This window comes from Streptomyces sp. NPDC005775 (assembly GCF_042871565.1).
Classification (GTDB): Bacteria; Actinomycetota; Actinomycetes; order Streptomycetales; family Streptomycetaceae; genus Streptomyces.
The window spans coordinates 753,791-769,893 of record NZ_JBIAIU010000001.1 but is presented as its reverse complement, the minus strand read 5'-3'; the positions used below and the strand labels follow the sequence as shown (position 1 = coordinate 769,893).

General features: G+C 70.4%; 17 protein-coding genes. 12 read left to right on the top strand and 5 right to left on the bottom strand.

The features are described from left to right. Positions 1–288: 288 nt before the first annotated feature. The 6 genes from ACFYPA_RS03440 (at position 289) to ACFYPA_RS03415 (ending at position 6,340) form a co-directional block, all read left to right on the top strand. Positions 289–1,887: an ATP-binding protein gene (locus tag ACFYPA_RS03440; RefSeq protein ID WP_359082227.1), complete on the top strand. Its 1,599-nt coding sequence runs from the start codon at positions 289–291 to the stop codon at positions 1,885–1,887. Next, positions 1,884–2,291: a roadblock/LC7 domain-containing protein gene (locus tag ACFYPA_RS03435; protein WP_024494673.1), complete on the top strand. Its 408-nt coding sequence runs from the start codon at positions 1,884–1,886 to the stop codon at positions 2,289–2,291. The genes ACFYPA_RS03440 and ACFYPA_RS03435 overlap by 4 nt, the downstream gene beginning before the upstream one ends. After that, on the top strand, positions 2,288–2,659 hold the full coding sequence (locus tag ACFYPA_RS03430) for a DUF742 domain-containing protein (RefSeq protein ID WP_359082226.1): 372 nt from the start codon (positions 2,288–2,290) through the stop codon (positions 2,657–2,659). The genes ACFYPA_RS03435 and ACFYPA_RS03430 overlap by 4 nt, the downstream gene beginning before the upstream one ends. Beyond that, the gene (locus ACFYPA_RS03425) at positions 2,640–3,254 is read left to right on the top strand and encodes an ATP/GTP-binding protein (protein WP_359082225.1); all 615 of its coding nucleotides are present in this window, start codon (positions 2,640–2,642) and stop codon (positions 3,252–3,254) included. Before ACFYPA_RS03430 ends, ACFYPA_RS03425 begins: the two co-directional genes overlap by 20 nt. Positions 3,255–3,333: 79 nt before the next feature. After that, on the top strand, positions 3,334–4,911 hold the full coding sequence (locus ACFYPA_RS03420; protein ID WP_389129164.1) for a cytochrome P450: 1,578 nt from the start codon (positions 3,334–3,336) through the stop codon (positions 4,909–4,911). An 88-nt stretch (positions 4,912–4,999) separates the two neighbouring features. Then, positions 5,000–6,340 carry a 6-phospho-beta-glucosidase gene (locus ACFYPA_RS03415; protein WP_389129161.1) on the top strand — a complete coding sequence of 447 codons (1,341 nt, stop codon included), beginning with the start codon at positions 5,000–5,002 and terminating at the stop codon, positions 6,338–6,340. 45 nt (positions 6,341–6,385) lie between these two features. Here the strand turns inward: ACFYPA_RS03415 and ACFYPA_RS03410 are convergent, their stop codons facing one another. Further along, the gene (locus ACFYPA_RS03410) at positions 6,386–6,994 is read right to left on the bottom strand and encodes a TetR family transcriptional regulator (protein ID WP_389129158.1); all 609 of its coding nucleotides are present in this window, start codon (positions 6,992–6,994) and stop codon (positions 6,386–6,388) included. A gap of 93 nt (positions 6,995–7,087) precedes the next feature. Between ACFYPA_RS03410 and ACFYPA_RS03405 the strand changes: the two genes are divergently transcribed. Continuing rightward, positions 7,088–8,128 (top strand): NAD(P)-dependent alcohol dehydrogenase, encoded by a 1,041-nt coding sequence (locus ACFYPA_RS03405; protein WP_389129155.1) that lies wholly within the window; start codon positions 7,088–7,090, stop codon positions 8,126–8,128. Positions 8,129–8,172: 44 nt separating this feature from the next. On the opposite strand, the gene ACFYPA_RS03400 is transcribed toward ACFYPA_RS03405, so the two are convergent. Then, the gene (locus ACFYPA_RS03400; RefSeq protein WP_359311421.1) at positions 8,173–8,619 is read right to left on the bottom strand and encodes a hypothetical protein; all 447 of its coding nucleotides are present in this window, start codon (positions 8,617–8,619) and stop codon (positions 8,173–8,175) included. Further along, positions 8,613–9,071, bottom strand: a complete 459-nt coding sequence (locus ACFYPA_RS03395; protein WP_389129153.1) for an ATP-binding protein — start codon at positions 9,069–9,071, stop codon at positions 8,613–8,615. Before ACFYPA_RS03395 ends, ACFYPA_RS03400 begins: the two co-directional genes overlap by 7 nt. A 205-nt stretch (positions 9,072–9,276) precedes the next feature. On the opposite strand from ACFYPA_RS03395, the gene ACFYPA_RS03390 reads away from it, so the two are divergent. The 4 genes from ACFYPA_RS03390 to ACFYPA_RS03375 all read left to right on the top strand — a co-directional run bounded on the left by ACFYPA_RS03390 (position 9,277) and on the right by ACFYPA_RS03375 (position 11,769). Further along, positions 9,277–10,137 carry a helix-turn-helix transcriptional regulator gene (locus tag ACFYPA_RS03390; protein ID WP_359082218.1) on the top strand — a complete coding sequence of 287 codons (861 nt, stop codon included), beginning with the start codon at positions 9,277–9,279 and terminating at the stop codon, positions 10,135–10,137. Next, positions 10,137–10,373, top strand: coding sequence for a DUF397 domain-containing protein (locus ACFYPA_RS03385; protein ID WP_359082217.1), 237 nt, complete (start codon positions 10,137–10,139; stop codon positions 10,371–10,373). The genes ACFYPA_RS03390 and ACFYPA_RS03385 overlap by 1 nt, the downstream gene beginning before the upstream one ends. Before the next feature lie 88 nt (positions 10,374–10,461). Further along, positions 10,462–11,268, top strand: coding sequence for an SAM-dependent methyltransferase (locus ACFYPA_RS03380; RefSeq protein ID WP_359082216.1), 807 nt, complete (start codon positions 10,462–10,464; stop codon positions 11,266–11,268). A gap of 60 nt (positions 11,269–11,328) precedes the next feature. Beyond that, on the top strand, positions 11,329–11,769 hold the full coding sequence (locus ACFYPA_RS03375) for a YchJ family metal-binding protein (RefSeq protein WP_359082215.1): 441 nt from the start codon (positions 11,329–11,331) through the stop codon (positions 11,767–11,769). A 31-nt stretch (positions 11,770–11,800) separates the two neighbouring features. Here ACFYPA_RS03375 and ACFYPA_RS03370 read toward each other — a convergent pair whose 3' ends face one another. Both ACFYPA_RS03370 and ACFYPA_RS03365 read right to left on the bottom strand, forming a co-directional pair. After that, complete coding sequence (locus tag ACFYPA_RS03370) at positions 11,801–13,873, bottom strand: MDR family MFS transporter (RefSeq protein ID WP_359082214.1); 2,073 nt, start codon at positions 13,871–13,873, stop codon at positions 11,801–11,803. Positions 13,874–13,928: 55 nt separating this feature from the next. After that, positions 13,929–14,756 carry a hypothetical protein gene (locus tag ACFYPA_RS03365; RefSeq protein ID WP_359082213.1) on the bottom strand — a complete coding sequence of 276 codons (828 nt, stop codon included), beginning with the start codon at positions 14,754–14,756 and terminating at the stop codon, positions 13,929–13,931. Positions 14,757–14,834: 78 nt separating this feature from the next. On the opposite strand from ACFYPA_RS03365, the gene ACFYPA_RS03360 reads away from it, so the two are divergent. Next, the gene (locus ACFYPA_RS03360) at positions 14,835–16,091 is read left to right on the top strand and encodes a cytochrome P450 (protein ID WP_359349749.1); all 1,257 of its coding nucleotides are present in this window, start codon (positions 14,835–14,837) and stop codon (positions 16,089–16,091) included. The last annotated feature ends 12 nt before the right edge of the window (positions 16,092–16,103 follow it).

The following is a 16,103-nucleotide window of genomic DNA, read 5'->3' as shown; positions in this document are numbered from 1 at the left end:
GCGGACCGCGTCCCGCACAGGAGGACGCGCATGAGCGATTCCTCCGCACCCCCCACGCCCGTCACTCAGTGCGCACGCCCGTTGGCGGTGCGTGCAAAAACTCGTGAGTGTATTACCGCGGCAGCGCTCGCGCAGGGGGTTGGGCGAATGTGCCGAAGCACTGTTTCGATCTGACTAAGCTCACGCGCAGTGAAGTCGAGTTGCCATGAAATCGAGCGCTTGTTCCCTCCTGCCCTGCAAGCGCCGTATCTCCTGATTACCTCCAGAATCAACCGCCAGAGGTTTTAGATGGTTCGAGTCGAATCACCACCGATCGACCGTGAAACGCCTGTCGTACGCGCCGTGTTGCTGCCCGTCGTCGTGATGGGAGGTGCAACCGCGGGTGCCGTCGCACTCGTTGCCGAGGCCGCGCGGATGCCAGTCGTCTGGTACGGCGTCTTCGCCACCGTCGTGGTCGCCGTACTCACGGCCGAACTCGCCCGCCGCTCCCGTACGAACCGGCGCCAGCGCGCCCACTACGAGCAGCGCGCCACCGCGCTGGAGCGGCGTATCGCCCAGCACGACGAAGAGACCGTACGGATCAGCAAGGAGCTCCTCCCCGCGGCGATCCACCGCCTGCGCGTGGGCAATTCGCCCGACGAGGTGCTGCGGGACGTCGTCGACGCGGACGAGGTCTACCGCCATCTTCCCGACGCCCAGCGCGCGCTCGTCTACACCGTGCTGGACATCATCGACAACGAGGAGGCGACGCGTGACTCCGCACAGCGCGCCTTCGTCAACGTCGCCCGCCGCGTCCAGGCGATCGTCCACCGGCAGGCCAGTGAACTGCGGGAGATGGAGGAGCACCACGGACGCAACCCCGACGTCTTCGACGACCTCCTGCGCATCGACCACGGCACCGCGCTGATCGGCCGGCTCGCCGACTCCATCGCCGTGCTCGGCGGCGCCCGCCCCAGCCGCCAGTGGCCCAAGCCCGTACCGCTGTTCAGCGTGCTGCGCGGAGCCATGTCGCGCATCCTGGAGTACCCGCGCGTCGATCTGCACTCGATCGCCAAGGTCGCCATCATCGGCACCGCGGTCGAACCCCTCATCCACGCCTGCGCCGAACTCCTCGACAACGCCACCCGGTACTCGCCTCCGCAGACCCGCGTGCACGTCACCGCCGTCGAGGTCCAGACCGGAATCGCCATCGAGATCGAGGACGGCGGCGTCAGCCTCAGCGAGGAGGCCCGCGCCCGGGCCGAGAACATGCTCGCCAGGGCCCAGGCCGGCTCCAGCATGAACGACCTCGGCGAGTCCCCCCGCCTCGGCATGGCGGTCGTGGGCCGGCTGTCGCGGATGTACGACCTCCAGGTCTCGCTGCGGCAGTCCGCGTACGGCGGTGTCCGCGCGGTGCTCATCGTGCCCCGCGCCATGATCACCACCGGCCCCGCTCCCGGCATCGCCCACGGCATCGGCGCCACGTCGCGACCCACCAGCGACATCGACCTCGCGGACATGAAGCACGTCGTCCCGGCCCGCAGCGCGCACCGCAAGCCGCGCCCCGTCGCCTCCCGTCCGGCCACCGGACCCGTCGCACCCGAGCCCCGGCCCGCCACCCCGGCCGTCGCCATGGAGGACGACCTCCCCGTGGTGACGGAATGGACCTCGGGCGGACTCCCGCAGCGCCGCAGCCGCGGTCGCGCACCGCTGGGTTCGCACAACCTGCCCGCCCAGTCCTCCGACGCCGGCCGGAGCAACGGCCACGGAAACGGTCAGGCCAACGGCAAGGAGCCGCCGCCGGGCATCTGGCTGGAGGCGTTCACCAAGGCCGCCAACGGCGTCCCCCGGGAGCCCGGGACAGACGAAGACTCCGACGACGCGTGGGACAAGGGAGACCTCAAGTGATCCAGCAACGGGGCAACATGGACTGGATGCTCAAAGAGCTCGCCGACGACGTCCCCGACATCCACCAGATCGTGGTGCTCTCCGCCGACGGCCTGCGCATCGCCCGGCACGGCGGGGACCCCGACGTCGCCGACCGGCTCGCGGCGGCCTGCGCCGGGCTGCAGAGCCTGGCCGCCGCGGTCGCCTCGGAGATCCCGTACAGCGACGGCAGAATGCGGCTCGTCGTCATCGAGGTGACCGGCGGCTTCTTCTACCTGATGGCCGCCGGCGCCGGTGCGTACCTCGCGGTCCTCGCCGGTGAGACGGTCGACGCGGGACTCGTCGGATCGCGGATGCGTGACATGGTCGTACGGATCGGCGCCCACCTGACGAGCCCGCCCCGACACGACGGGCAGGCCGGATGAGTTCTTCCCGACGAGAACGCCGCAAGGCCGATCCGGCACTGAGCGATCCGGAACGGCTGTACGTCATCACCGGCGATCCCGACGGCAGTGAGCGGGCAGCGCTCGACCTGGTCACGATGGTGGTCTCGAAGTCGCAGCCGAATCCGACGGTCCAGCCCGAGCAGGCCGTGATCCTGCGGCTCTGCCAGGCCCCGTTATCCGTCGCGGAGATCTCCGCCTATCTGAGCCTGCCCTTCAGCGTGGTGACCTCGCTCCTCACCGAACTCCTCGCCACGGATCTGGTCGAATCGCGCGCGCCGATCGTCCGCGCGACCCTCCCGGACAGGTCCCTCCTCGAAGCGGTGATGCATGGACTTCAGAAACTCTGACACGATCACGGGCCCCCGGAGCGAGGACGTCCTTCCCACCACGGCCACCGCCGCGGTGAAGGTCGTGATCGTCGGCGGGTTCGGGGTCGGCAAGACGACCATGGTCGGCTCGGTCAGTGAGATCCGGCCGCTGACCACCGAAGAGACCATGACCCAGGCCGGCGTCGGCGTGGACGACAACTTCGGGGTGGAGAGCAAGACCGCCACCACCGTCGCCATGGACTTCGGCCGGATCAGCATCAGCGAGGAGCTGATCCTCTACCTGTTCGGCACCCCGGGCCAGGAGCGCTTCTGGTTCCTGTGGAACGGACTGTTCGAGGGCGCACTCGGCGCCGTCGTGCTCATCGACACGCGCCGCCTCGAAGTCAGCTTCGACGTCATCGGGCGCCTCGAGGAGCGCGGCGTGCCGTTCGTCGTCGCCGTCAACACCTTCCCCGACGCCCCGAAGCACCCCGTCGAGGCACTGCGCAGCGCGCTGGACCTGCCCGACGAGGTCCCGATGATCGACTGCGACGCACGGCTGCGCGTCTCCAGCCGCGACGTGCTGATGAGCCTGATGCGCTATCTGCACAGTCAGGCCGTCCCGCTCGGCTGACGTCGCCCGCACCCGATTCGCGCGCCCCCACCGCGTAACCCATCCGTCCGGCCTTGGCAGCCTGATCCCTGGAGCGATCGTGACATCCCCATTCCATGACGAACCCGGCGAGGCCACGGGGCCGCTTCCGCCCCCCGGGTGCCCGGCCCACGGCCTGGGCACCGGCCCCGGCGGCGTACGACGGCTCTACGGCCCCGAGGCGGAGGCGGACCCGCGCGGCCTGTACGACAAACTGCGCGCCGAACACGGCTCGGTGGCGCCCGTACTGCTGCACGGAGACGTACCCGCCTGGCTGGTCCTCGGGCACAGCGAGAACCTGCACATGACCCGCACGCCCTCGCAGTTCTCCCGGGACTCGCGCCGCTGGCGGGCCCTGCAGGACGGAAGCGTCGCGCCGGACCACCCCCTGGCGCCGATCTTCACCTGGCAGCCGATCTGCGTCTTCGCCGACGGTGCCACCCACGAGCGTCAGCGCGGCGCCGTCACCGACTCCATGGGCCGGATCGACACCCGCGGTGTACGGCGTCACGTCAACCGCTACAGCAACCGGCTCGTCAACGACTTCTGCCGGGAGGGCCGCACCGACCTGGTCACCGCCTTCGCCGAGCGGCTGCCCATGATGGTGATGTGCGCGATCCTCGGCATGCCGGAGGAGTACAACGACCGGATGGTGCAGGCCGCCCGCGACATGACCCGTGGCACCGCGACCGCCGTCGAGAGCAACGCCTACGTCCTGGCCGCGCTGAACCGCCTCGTCGAACGACGCCGCCGCGAACCCGCGGACGACTTCGCCACCTGGCTCGTCGAGCATCCCGCCGCCATGAACGACCAGGAGGTGGCCGAACACCTGCGGCTCATCCTGATCGCGTCCTACGAGGCGACCACCAACCTGATCGCCAACGTGCTCCGCATGGTGCTCACCGACCCCCGCTTCCGGGCCCGGCTCAGCGGCGGCCACATGACCGTCCCCGAGGCGGTCGAGCAGACCCTCTGGGACGAACCACCGTTCACCGCGGTCTTCGGCCGCTGGGCGGTGGGCGACACGGAGCTCGGCGGCCAGCGGATCAAGGCGGGCGACGCGCTGATCGTCGGCATCGCCCCGGCCAACATCGATCCGGTGGTCCGCCCCGACCTCACCGCCAACATGGAGGGCAACCGCGCCCACCTCGCCTTCAGCGGCGGGCCCCACGAATGCCCGGGCCAGGACATCGGCCGCGCCATCGCGGACGTCGGTGTCGACGCCCTGCTGATGCGGCTGCCCGACCTCGAACTCGCCGTCGACGAGAGCGAACTGCGCTGGGTCGGCAACCTCATGGGCCGCCACCTGGTGGAACTGCCCGCCGAATTCGCGCCGCGCTACCCGCAGGACGACCGGGAGCCCCCGTCCATGGGCAAGCCGAACGCCACACGCCAGGACTGGGAGGTGCAGTCCGCCGTACGGCACGCGGCGCCGACACCGGTACGCGCCACCGTCCCCTCGGAACCGGCCGGCGCGACGGCGGCCACCGCCCCGGCGGGCGCGACCGTCGCCGTCGACGGATCCGTCGACGGGCGGGCCGACGGGGGCTCCGCGGCCGGGATGATCCCGCAGCAGCGCAGGCCCGCGGCACCGGCCAGGCTGTGGCGCGTCGTGACCCGCTGGTGGAACGGGTACTGACAGCAGGCGGCGCCGTCGGGCGCGGACGTACCGGCCACCGGCCGGTCGTCCGCGCCCCGTTCCACCACCCCACGTACCATGCGGAAGCGTGAAGCTGACAATTCTGGGCGGCGGCGGATTCCGGGTTCCACTCGTGTACGGGGCGCTGCTCGCCGACCACGCCGAGGGCCGGGTTTCGGCCGTCACCCTCTACGACACCGATGTCGACCGGCTCACCGCCATGGCCCGGGTCCTCACCGAACAGGCCGAGGGGATCCCGGACGCGCCCACGGTCGTCGCCACCACCGAACTGGACGAGGCACTGCGCGGCGCCGACTTCGTCTTCTCCGCGATCCGGGTAGGAGGCCTCGCCGGCCGGGCGGCCGACGAACGGGTCGCACTCGACGAAGGCGTCCTCGGCCAGGAGACGGTGGGCGCCGGCGGCATCGCCTACGGGCTGCGCACCGTGCCGGTGGCCGTCGACCTGGCCCGCCGCATCGCCCGGCTCGCCCCGCACGCCTGGGTCATCAACTTCACGAACCCCGCCGGCCTGGTGACCGAGGCCATGTCCCAGCACCTCGGGGACCGGGTCATCGGGATCTGCGACTCACCCGTCGGCCTCGGCCGCCGCATCGCCCGCGTGCTCGGCGCCGACCCCGACCGGGCCCGCGTCGACTACGTCGGCCTCAACCACCTCGGCTGGGTGCGCGGGCTGTACGTCGAGGGCCGCGACGAGCTCCCGCGCCTGCTGGCCGACCCGGAGCTGCTCGGCTCGTTCGAGGAGGGCCGGCTCTTCGGCGCCGACTGGCTGCGCTCCCTGGGCGCGATCCCCAACGAATACCTGCACTACTACTACTTCAACCGGGAAGCGGTCCGCGCCTACCAGGACGCCGAGCAGACCCGGGGCGCCTTCCTCCGTGAACAGCAGGAGGGCTTCTACGGCCGCATGAAGGACCCGGCCACACCGGCCCTGGCCACCTGGGACCGCATCCGCGCCGAGCGCGAGGCGACGTACATGTCGGAGAACCGGGATGTCGCGGGGGCGGGCGAACGGGACGAGAGCGATCTGGACTCCGGCGGCTACGAGCAGGTCGCGCTCGCCCTCATGCGGGCCGTCGCCCGCAACGAACAGACGTCCCTGATCCTCAACGTCAGCAACCGCGGCACCCTTTCGGTGCTCGACGCGGACGCCGTCATCGAGGCTCCGTGCCTCGTCGACGCGAACGGCGCCCGCCCCGTCGCCGTCGACCCGCTCCCGTACCACGCCGTCGGCCTGGTCACCGCCGTGAAGGCCGTCGAACGCGCGGTGCTCGACGCCGCGACGACCGGCTCACGCGCCGACGCCGTCCGCGCCTTCGCGCTGCACCCGCTGGTGGACTCCGTCTCGGTCGCCCGCCGGCTCGTCGACGGCTATGTGCAGGCGCATCCGGAGCTCTCGTACCTGCGCTGAAGGGGAGGTGACCTGCGGGAGCGTCACCAAGGGGGCGGGTGGCGGTCAGGAAGGGGACGCGTCGCCTCTCCCTGCCGCGGTGGCGCTCCGGACGCAGTCGCGGAGCAGCGCGCGGCGTCGGTCGTGGACGGCATCGGGTTCCCGGCTGCCGGCCGCGTAGACGTTGCTGACCGGTGACCAGGCCATGGACATCGCGATGACCATGGCCATGATGTCGAACGGGTCTCCCGCGCGGACCCGCCCGGCGGCCTGCGCCTCGGCGATGGCCGTGAGCTTGTGGTCGTCGTAGTGCTGGTGCGTCTCGACGAGGTGCCCGGCAGGTCGGCGCTCCAGTCGTGTCCAGGTCGCCAGCCGGATGAGGTCGGGGCGGCGCAGGTATTCGTCGTAGAGACGCGCGGCCCACTCCGCGAGATCGTCGGCGTCGATGGGTACGACGTTGGTGATGCGCTCCAGCGAGCTGAGGAAGATCGCGTCGAAGAGTCGCTCCTTGTCGCCGAAATAGGCGTAGAGCTGCGCCTTGTTGGTGCGCGCTGCCGTCACGATGCGTTCGATGCGCGCCCCGGCGATGCCGTGCTGGGCGAACTCTTCGGTGGCGGCGTCCAGGATGCGCTGGTAGGTCGCGGCGCCTCGCGAAGTCTGTGGCTGTTCCGGCATGCTCGCATCCTACCAAACAGAACAGTTGGTTTGCCTTGGGGTCCGGTCGCGTCTAGGCTTCGATAGACCGAACAGTCTGTTTAGGGAGTCAGCATGCGAACGACCACCGGATGGCGGGCGACCGGCCCGACGGAGCTGCGGCGCACATCGCTGGAACGCCGTGAACTGCGCCCGGATGACATCGCGGTGCGGGTCGACTACTGCGGCGTGTGCCACACCGACCTGCATGCCCTGCACGCCCACGACCAGCACGCCCGAACGCCTCTGGTGCCCGGCCATGAATTCACCGGCGTGGTGACCGGGGCCGGCCCCCGGGTGACCGCCTTCTCGGTCGGCGACCACGTCGCGGTGGGCAACATCGTCGACTCCTGCGGCGTGTGCGCCATGTGCGAAGCCGGTCAGGAGAACTTCTGCCACTCCTTCCCGACGCTGACCTACGGCGGCACCGACCGGCAGGACGGGTCGGCCACCCTGGGCGGCTACTCCCGCGAGTACGTCGTGCGGGACGCCTTCGCCTACCGGCTTCCGTCAGGACTCGACCCGGCCGCCGCCGCCCCGCTGATGTGTGCCGGCGTCACCGTCTGGGAACCCCTGCGCCACCTGGGCGTGGGCCGCGGCAGTCGCGTCGCCGTGGCCGGCCTCGGCGGCCTGGGCCACCTCGCGGTCAAGATGGCCGTGGCGCTCGGCGCCACCACGACCGTCATCAGCCGCACCCCGGACAAGCTCGACGACGCCCGCAGGCTCGGCGCCCACGACCTCATCGCCTCGACCGATACGCAGCGGATGGCCACGGCGCGCGACACCTTCGACGTCGTCATCGACACCATCTCCGCCCCTCACGACCTCGCCCCGTATCTGAAGCTGGTGGCGATGGACGGCACCCTCAGCGTCCTCGGGTACCTGGGCCCCGTCACCGTCGAGGTCATGGACCTGCTCATCGGGCGCAAGAAGCTCGGCTCCGCGGGCAGCGGAGGCCGCCCGGCGACAGCGGAGATGCTTCAGTTCTGCGCTGACAAGGGCATCGTCGCCGACGTCGAAGTGCTCCCCTCGTCACAGGTGGAGACGGCGCTCGACCGCCTCCGGCGCAACGACGTCCGCTACCGCTTCGTGCTCGACATGTCCGACCTGGACTGAGGGGACGGCATGCCGTGCCGTGCGGGTGGGGCGGCGGCGCTCGTTCAGGGAGCGGAGACGGCGCGGGGACCGCCCGCGGGCGCCGCCCACGAAGGAGTCACACCCATGACCTGGCAGACCATCAGGAACAGGGGGATGGGCGGGGTGTACGGTGTACGGCTGTCGGGCTGGTGGATCAGCCGGGGCCGCACGGCGGGGACATACGCCCCTCGCGCGTACGCGGCCTGCGCGGGCCAGCCCAGATCCAGGTCGGAGCCCGACGGCACGATCCACCACCAGCGGTCCGCGTCCGCGAAGACACAGCCCGTACGCGGCAGGTGCGACATCAGCCGGAAGCCGTAGCGCGCGGGCACCCCCACCGCGTCACAGCCCAGGCTCGCCGAAAGGGCCGTCGGCAGGGGCAGTTGCACCATGGCGCCGCCGCCCGGGGCGCACCCCGGTTCGCGGGAGCGCCTGGCTCCGAGCAGATGGGACATGGCGTTCTTCAGCATGAGTGCTCCGAGCTGTGCGACAGTTCCGCCCAGACGATGCGGCCCGAGCCGTCCCCGGCGTCGCGGGACCCCCAGGCGCTGCACATCGCGTCGACGAGCAGCAGGCCGCGTCCGTGCTCGTCGTCGGCGCCCGCGCCCAGACGCGGCCCGCCGGGCTGGTGTCCTTGGTCCTGTACGGCTATGCGCAGCCGGGTGTCGAGGCAGCGCAGCTCGCACACGACGCGGGCGCTGGCGGTGTGCACCACCGCGTTGGTGACCAGCTCGGACACGACGAGGACCGCCGCCTCGTACGCGTCGCCGTCCAGCCGCCACTCGTCGAGCCGGGCACGCGTCAGCCGCCGGGCACCGGCGACCGACTCGGGTTGCGCGGGCAGCGCGAAGCAGAACCGGAGCGCTTCGGTCCCGGGGCTGAGGTCCATGAGCCGGGGGATGAGCGCACTGCCAGGTGCCACGACCGAATCCTCACAGTGGGGGCTGTGTCACGCTTCGCGATCTTCCTGAAAAAGGGCGGGCATGACGAGTGAACTGGTTCACTCACCAACTCTCCCCCTGTCGTGAACACTTGGCAAGAGGCACTCTGAAAAATTCAGAGTGGCTGTGTTCTTGGTGGCACGCACATGGCACACTGCTGCCAAACAGCGCATGGGGAGGTCTGAAGTGAGCGAACCGCGGTCCGCCCCGACCGTGGGTCAGGTCGTTCTCGGCAAGCGCCTGCAGGATCTGCGGGAGCGTGTCGGCCTGAGCCGGGACCAGGCAGCCAAGGTGCTCCGCGTCGCTCCGGCGACGATCCGCAGGATGGAGACCGCCGAGGTCGCCCTCAAGGTTCCCTATGTGCAGTCGCTCCTGAAGGCCTACGGGATCACCGAGGAGGAGACCGACGCCTTCGTCGACCTCACCGAGGAGGCCAACAAGCCGGGCTGGTGGCAGCGGTTCCACGACGTGCTGCCCGACTGGTTCAGCATGTACGTCAGCCTGGAGGGCGCCGCGAGCCTCCTGCGCATGTACGAGCCGCACTTCGTCCCCGGACTGCTGCAGACCGAGGACTACGCGCGCTCGGTGATGCGTACCGGGGCCATCGGCCAGACCAGGCCCGAGGACATCGAACGCCATGTCGCGCTGCGGATGCAGCGCCAGTCCCTGCTGACCCGGCCGGACGCCCCGCGGTTGTGGGTGGTCATGGACGAGACGGTGCTGCGCCGCCCGGTCGGCAGCCCCGACGCCATGCGCGCCCAGACCGACCGGCTGCTGGAAGCGACCGAGCTGCCCAACGTGACCCTGCAGATCGCCGAGTTCTCGACCGGCCATCACCCGGGCACGTACGGGCCGTTCGTGCTCTTCCGCTTCGCCGTCCCCGAACTTCCCGACATGGTCTACAGCGAATACCTGACAGGGGCCGTGTACTTCGACGCGCGCCCCGAGGTGGCCTCCTACCTCGAGGTCATGGACCGCATGGCGGCCCAGGCCGCGACTGCACAACGCACGAAGGAAATCCTCCGGGACTTCCGCAAGGAGCTGTGATGACACCCATATACAACGGCATGCCGGCCGCCGAACTCGGCTCCGAGGGCTGGTACAAGCCGTGGAGCGGTGGAAACGGCGGCAACTGCGTCGAGGCGATGAAGCTCTCCGACGGAAGAATCGCCATGCGCCAGTCCGCGGACCCCGACGGTCCCGCCCTCATCTACTCCCACCGCGAGATCGCCGCATTCATCCAGGGCGCCAAGACAGGTCAGGCAGACTTCCTCCTGACCTGACCTGACCTCATCGCGTGGACGGTTCCCGGTCGCCGCGCGCACCGCATTCGTTCTCTGTTCGCCGACCCACGGATCCAAGGAGCGCGCTATGACCGGGCACGAGCCCCCCGTCGAGATCGACACCAGCAAGCCGCATCCCGCGCGGATGTACGACTGGTTCCTCGGCGGCAAGGACAACTATCCGGTCGACGAGCAGATGGCCCGGCAACTGCTGGCCGTGGACGCGCGGGGCCGTGACATGGCACGCGTCAACCGGGCGTTCATGCACCGAGCCACCCGCTGGCTCGCGGAGAACGGCATCCGGCAGTTCCTCGACATCGGCGCCGGGATCCCGACGGAGCCCAACCTCCACCAGATCGCCCAGCGGACCGCACCGGACGCCCGCATCGTCTACTGCGACAACGACCCGATCGTCCTCGCCCACGCGGCGGCCCTGCTGCGCTCCACCCCGGAAGGCGCCACCGAGTACATCCAGGCCGACGCCCGCAGGCCCGGGGCCATCCTGGAAGCGGCCGGCAAGGTCCTCGACTTCGACCGGCCGGTCGCCCTGTCCCTGCTGGCGCTGCTGCACTTCCTGGACGACGAGGACGGCGCAGCGGAGCTGGTGGACCGCTTGGTCGACCAGCTCGCCCCCGGCAGCTACCTCGTCCTGTCGCAGACCACCGGAGACTTCGACCCGGAAGGCGCGGACCGGGCCGCCGCCATGTACAAGGCCCGCGGCATGACGCTGCGTCCCCGCAGCCGGGCCGAACTCACGGCCTTCTTCCACGGCCTCGAACTGGTCGACCCGGGTGTCTCGCTCTCCGCCGACTGGCACCCGGAGCTCGGCGAGGTCATCGACGTCCCGGGCGACGAGCCGATCCCGGGGTACGCGGGGGTGGCCCGCAAGGGCTGATCAAGGCCCTGGTGCGCCGGCACGTCACGGCCCGGTTCCGCCGCAGGCCACAATGGACCCATGTCCCGACGTACCGCACGCCCGCGGCGGCCCTCCGCCGCTCCCGTCTTCCAGGTCACCCCCGCCCTGCCGTGCCCGTGCGGGCTGCCCGCCACCTACGGCGAGTGCTGCGGCCGGTTCCACGCCGGGGCCCCGGCACCGACGTGCGAGGCGCTGATGCGCTCGCGGTACACCGCCTTCGTCGTCCGGGACGTCGCGTACCTGCTGCGCACCTGGCACCCGGACCACCGGCCGGCCGTCCTCGACCTCGACCCCGGGCAGCGCTGGCAGGGGCTGGAGATCCTGGGGACGACGGAGGGCAGTGCCTTCCACACGACGGGCACGGTCACCTTCCGGGCGCACTACACGCTCGCGGGCGGGCGCGACTCGCTGCACGAGAAGAGCCGCTTCGTCCGGCATGACGGTGCCTGGGTCTACGAGTCCGCCGCCTTCGCCGACTGATGGTCCGCGGCCGGACAGGCCCGTAACGGCCTCAGACCGGCGCGCCCGCCGGGGCCACGGGGGCCAGCTCCTGTGTGAGGTCCTCGGCCAGCAGCCGCTTCGCGATCACGTCGACCGCGGCGCGCAGCCGGGCGTCATCGGCCTGCTCCTGCTGGTCGCCCAGCTGCTCGGTGAGCCAGTGGGACCAGGCGTCGTTGATGATCCGGGACTCCCGGCTGCCCGCCTCGGTGTGCGTGAACAGATGGCCGTTCCCGGTGAGATAGCCCTCCTCGATCATCCGGTCGAACACGGGCACCAGGACCTCCGGCGGAATACGGTGCCGGGTCGCGATCAGCCGGAGCCCCGCATGGCCGACCATCCGGGTGAACAGCTCGACCTGCATCACCGCCCAGGCCCCCGCCATGTCGAGCCGGGTGTCGGACGAGGCCACGATCCGCCGGGCCGTGTCCGGGTCCACCCGCCTCAGCACCTTGGCCACCGAGAACTCCAGCAGCCGGGCCGAGTCCCCGGCGCTCGGAGACGCGAACCCGTCACCCATGTCGGTCGAGCCGGCCCGCGCCGTGTCCCGCAGCTTGACCTGCTTCAGGAACAGCGCCACGACGAATCCGAGCACTGCGACCGGCACCGTCCACAGGAACACGGTGTGCAGGGTGTCGGCGTACGCCTGGGCCAGCGGCGCCGACTGGGCGCCGGGGAGGGAGTGCAGCCGTTCCGGACTCTGCGAGGCCTTCGCCACCACCGCCGGGTCACCGCCCGCCCGCACCGCCGCCGCCACCCCGTCCTCGAGGTTCGGGCCGAGCGAGTTGGCGTAGATGGTGCCGAACACCGCCGTACCGAAGGAGCTGCCGAGCGTACGGAAGAACGTCACGCCGGAGGTGGCCGTGCCCAGATCCGAGTAGTCGACGGTGTTCTGCACCGCGATCGTCAGCACCTGCATGCACAGCCCGATGCCGAGGCCGAGCACCAGCATGTACAGCGACTCCAGCCACACCCCGCTGTCCGGACCCATCCGGGAGAGCAGGAACAGTCCGACCGCCATGACCAGCGAGCCCACGATGGGAAAGATCCGGTAGTGACCGGTCTTGCTGACCACGTTGCCGCTGAAGATCGAGGCGGCCAGCAGACCGATGACCATCGGCAGCGTCCGGACGCCGGAGAGTGTCGCCGAGTCCCCGTCCACGTACTGCAGATAGGTCGGCAGGTAGATCATCGCGCCGAGCATCGCGAAGCCCACGATGAAGCTGAGGATCGAGCAGACCGTGAAGACCGGGTTGTTGAACAGCCGCATCGGCAGCATCGGTTCCTTCGCCCGGAACTCGACGAAGCAGAAGGCGGCCAGGGCCACCAGCCCGAGCGCGAACAGGCCGATGATGACGGGGGAGCCCCAGCCGTACTCGTTGCCGCCCCAGCTCGTCGCCAGGATCAGTGAGCTCGCCCCGACCGTGACCATCGTGATGCCCAGGTAGTCGATGACCGGCCGGCCCGCCGCCTTCACGGACGGGATGGTGCGGGCCGCCGCGATGACCACCACGATCGCGATCGGCACATTGACGTAGAACGCCCAGCGCCAGGTCAGGTGGTCGGTGAACAGGCCGCCCAGCAGCGGCCCGATGACGGTCGCGACGCCGAAGACGGCACCGATCGCACCCTGGTACTTGCCGCGGTCGCGCAGCGGGATCACATCGGCGATCAGCGCCATCGACGTGACCATCAGACCGCCCGCGCCGATGCCCTGCAGACCGCGCCACACGATGAGCAGGGTCATGTTGGTCGCGAGACCGCAGAGGAACGAACCGGTGATGAAGATGATCGCCGAGAGCTGGAAGACGATCTTCCGGCCGAACAGGTCACCGAACTTGCCGACCAGGACCGTCGCCACCGTCTCCGCCAGGAGATACGCGGTCACCACCCACGACATGTGCTCGGCGCCCCCGAGGTCCGAGACGATCGTGGGCAGCGCGGTGCCCACGATCGTCTGGTCGAGGGCCGCCAGCAGAATGCCCAGCACGATCGTCGCGAAGACGATGTTCCGGCGGCGCGGATCGAGCAGGGGCGGTGCGCCGGCAACCTGCGCGGCGGGTGCGGTCTCGCTGGCAGTGGTCACCTTTGCACCCTCACACCGCCCCATGTCACCCGCATGCGGGGGACGGCCGGACGTGTCAGCCCAGCATTTCCTTCAGCGACGCCGTCATCCGGGCGACGAACGCCTCCCGCACCGATGCGTCCACGCGGTCCAGTGAGAGATACGGATTGAGGTCCTCCAGCTCGACGAGCAGCAGCTCACCCGTCGCGGTCCGGCACGCGTCGACCCGCTGGATGCCGTGGTCGAGGGTGTTCCAGTCGATGAACGCACGCGCGAACGCCAGATCCGCCGCACTCGCCTCGTACGGCGCCAGCACCCACCGCTGCTCCGGGTGCGGCGCGTTCAGCGCGTACTGGAAGTCGTGGTCGATGAAGTAGAAGGACACCTCGTAGCGGAAGTCGATCCGCGGCTGTACCAGCTGCGTGCCGTCCGCCCCGGGCGGCAGTTCCGGTGTACTCACGAATCGCAGCCCGACCGAGTCCGCGCCCAGCTTCGGCTTGACGACATAGCCCTCGGCCCCGGGCAGCAGCCCCAGATCCGCCGCCCGGTCCACGGTGGGGATGACCGGGTAGCCGGCACGGCTCAGGTCGACCAGATACTGCTTGCCCGCCATGTCGCCCCGGCCGGTGAGCGGGTTGTACACCCGCGTGCCCAGCTCCCGGGCCCGCGCGCAGAACGCGTCGTACGCCTCCTGGTAGTGCAGCACCGGACCGCTGTTGCGTACGACGACGGCGTCGAAGCCGTCCAGGAGCGCGGCGGCGTCCCGGGGGTGACAGAGCGCGACGTCGAAGTCCTCGCGCAGCCGTGAGGTCAGGTGGATGTCCTCGTCGCAGTAGCGGCGCCCGCGCGCCTCGTACGCGAGATCGGTGACGAAGAGGACGGACGGGCGGAGGCCGGCGGGCATGGTTCCCCCTGGGGGTTTCAGAGCGGACGGTACGTCAATAACCTTGGCGGCGTTGCCCGTCAACGACCCTGGAGCGTCATGACGTCTGCCCCACAAGAGTCACTCGCCTCGCAAGCACCACCCGTGCCCGACATTCTCTCGCCCGCCTTCGCCGCCGACCCCTACGGGGCCTACCGGATCATGCGCGAGCACCACCCGCTGATCCGGCACGACGCCACGAACAGTTACGTCGTCTCCCGGTACGAGGACGTCGAGCGGGTCTTCAAGGACAGGGCCGGGGAGTTCACCACCGACAACTACGACTGGCAGATCGAGCCCGTCCACGGCCGGACCATCCTCCAGCTCAGCGGACGCGAGCACGCCGTGCGCCGGGCCCTGGTCGCCCCCGCCTTCCGGGGCACCGACCTCCAGGAGAAGTTCCTCCCGGTCATCGAGCGCAACGCACGCGCACTGATCGACACCTTCCGGCACACCGGCGAGGCCGACCTCGTCGACGCGTTCGCCACCCGCTTCCCCGTCCTCGTCATCGCTGACATGCTCGGGCTCGACAAGGCCGACCACGACCGCTTCCACGGCTGGTACACCAGCGTCATCGCCTTCCTCGGCAACCTCGCGGGCGACCCGGAGGTGGCGGCGGCCGGTGAACGGACCCGGCAGGAATTCGCCGCGTACATGATCCCGATCATCCAGGAACGGCGGAAGGCGCCCGGCGACGACCTGCTCTCCGCGCTCTGCGCCGCAGAGGTCGACGGTGTCCGGATGAGCGACGAGGACATCAAGGCCTTCTGCAGCCTGCTGCTGGCCGCCGGGGGTGAGACCACCGACAAGGCCATCGCCTCGATCTTCGCCCATCTGCTCACCCACCCCGAGCAGCTCGCCGCCGTACGGGAGGACCGAAGCCTCATCGACCGGGCGTTCGCGGAGACGCTGCGCCTCACCCCGCCGGTGCACATGATCATGCGTCAGAGCGCCACGGACGTGGAGCTCGGCGGCGGCCGGGTGCCCGCCGGCTCGACCGTCACCTGTCTGATCGGCTCGGCCAACCGGGACGCCGCCCGGTACCGCGACCCCGACCGCTTCGACCTCTTCCGCACCGACCTGACCAGCACCACGGCGTTCTCCGCGGCGGCCGACCATCTGGCGTTCGCCCTGGGACGGCACTTCTGTGTGGGCGCGCTGCTGGCCAGGGCGGAGGTGCGGACCGGGGTGAACATGCTGCTCGACGCGATGCCGGACGTGCGGCTCGCGGACGGGTTCACCCCGTCCGAGCAGGGCGTCTTCACCCGGGGACCGGCGTCGCTGCCGGTACGGTTCACGCCGGTCCCCGGGTCCTGAGCCCGCGCCGGC

Coding starts and splice junctions, on each gene's coding strand:
- ACFYPA_RS03425 (WP_359082225.1), top strand. CDS start 2,640: ATGGACTTCAGAAACTCTGACACGATCACGGGCCCCCGGAGCGAGGAC.
- ACFYPA_RS03440 (WP_359082227.1), top strand. CDS start 289: ATGGTTCGAGTCGAATCACCACCGATCGACCGTGAAACGCCTGTCGTA.
- ACFYPA_RS03430 (WP_359082226.1), top strand. CDS start 2,288: ATGAGTTCTTCCCGACGAGAACGCCGCAAGGCCGATCCGGCACTGAGC.
- ACFYPA_RS03365 (WP_359082213.1), bottom strand. CDS start 14,756: ATGCCCGCCGGCCTCCGCCCGTCCGTCCTCTTCGTCACCGATCTCGCG.
- ACFYPA_RS03400 (WP_359311421.1), bottom strand. CDS start 8,619: ATGCTGAAGAACGCCATGTCCCATCTGCTCGGAGCCAGGCGCTCCCGC.
- ACFYPA_RS03380 (WP_359082216.1), top strand. CDS start 10,462: ATGACCGGGCACGAGCCCCCCGTCGAGATCGACACCAGCAAGCCGCAT.
- ACFYPA_RS03405 (WP_389129155.1), top strand. CDS start 7,088: ATGCGAACGACCACCGGATGGCGGGCGACCGGCCCGACGGAGCTGCGG.
- ACFYPA_RS03375 (WP_359082215.1), top strand. CDS start 11,329: ATGTCCCGACGTACCGCACGCCCGCGGCGGCCCTCCGCCGCTCCCGTC.
- ACFYPA_RS03385 (WP_359082217.1), top strand. CDS start 10,137: ATGACACCCATATACAACGGCATGCCGGCCGCCGAACTCGGCTCCGAG.
- ACFYPA_RS03360 (WP_359349749.1), top strand. CDS start 14,835: ATGACGTCTGCCCCACAAGAGTCACTCGCCTCGCAAGCACCACCCGTG.
- ACFYPA_RS03410 (WP_389129158.1), bottom strand. CDS start 6,994: ATGCCGGAACAGCCACAGACTTCGCGAGGCGCCGCGACCTACCAGCGC.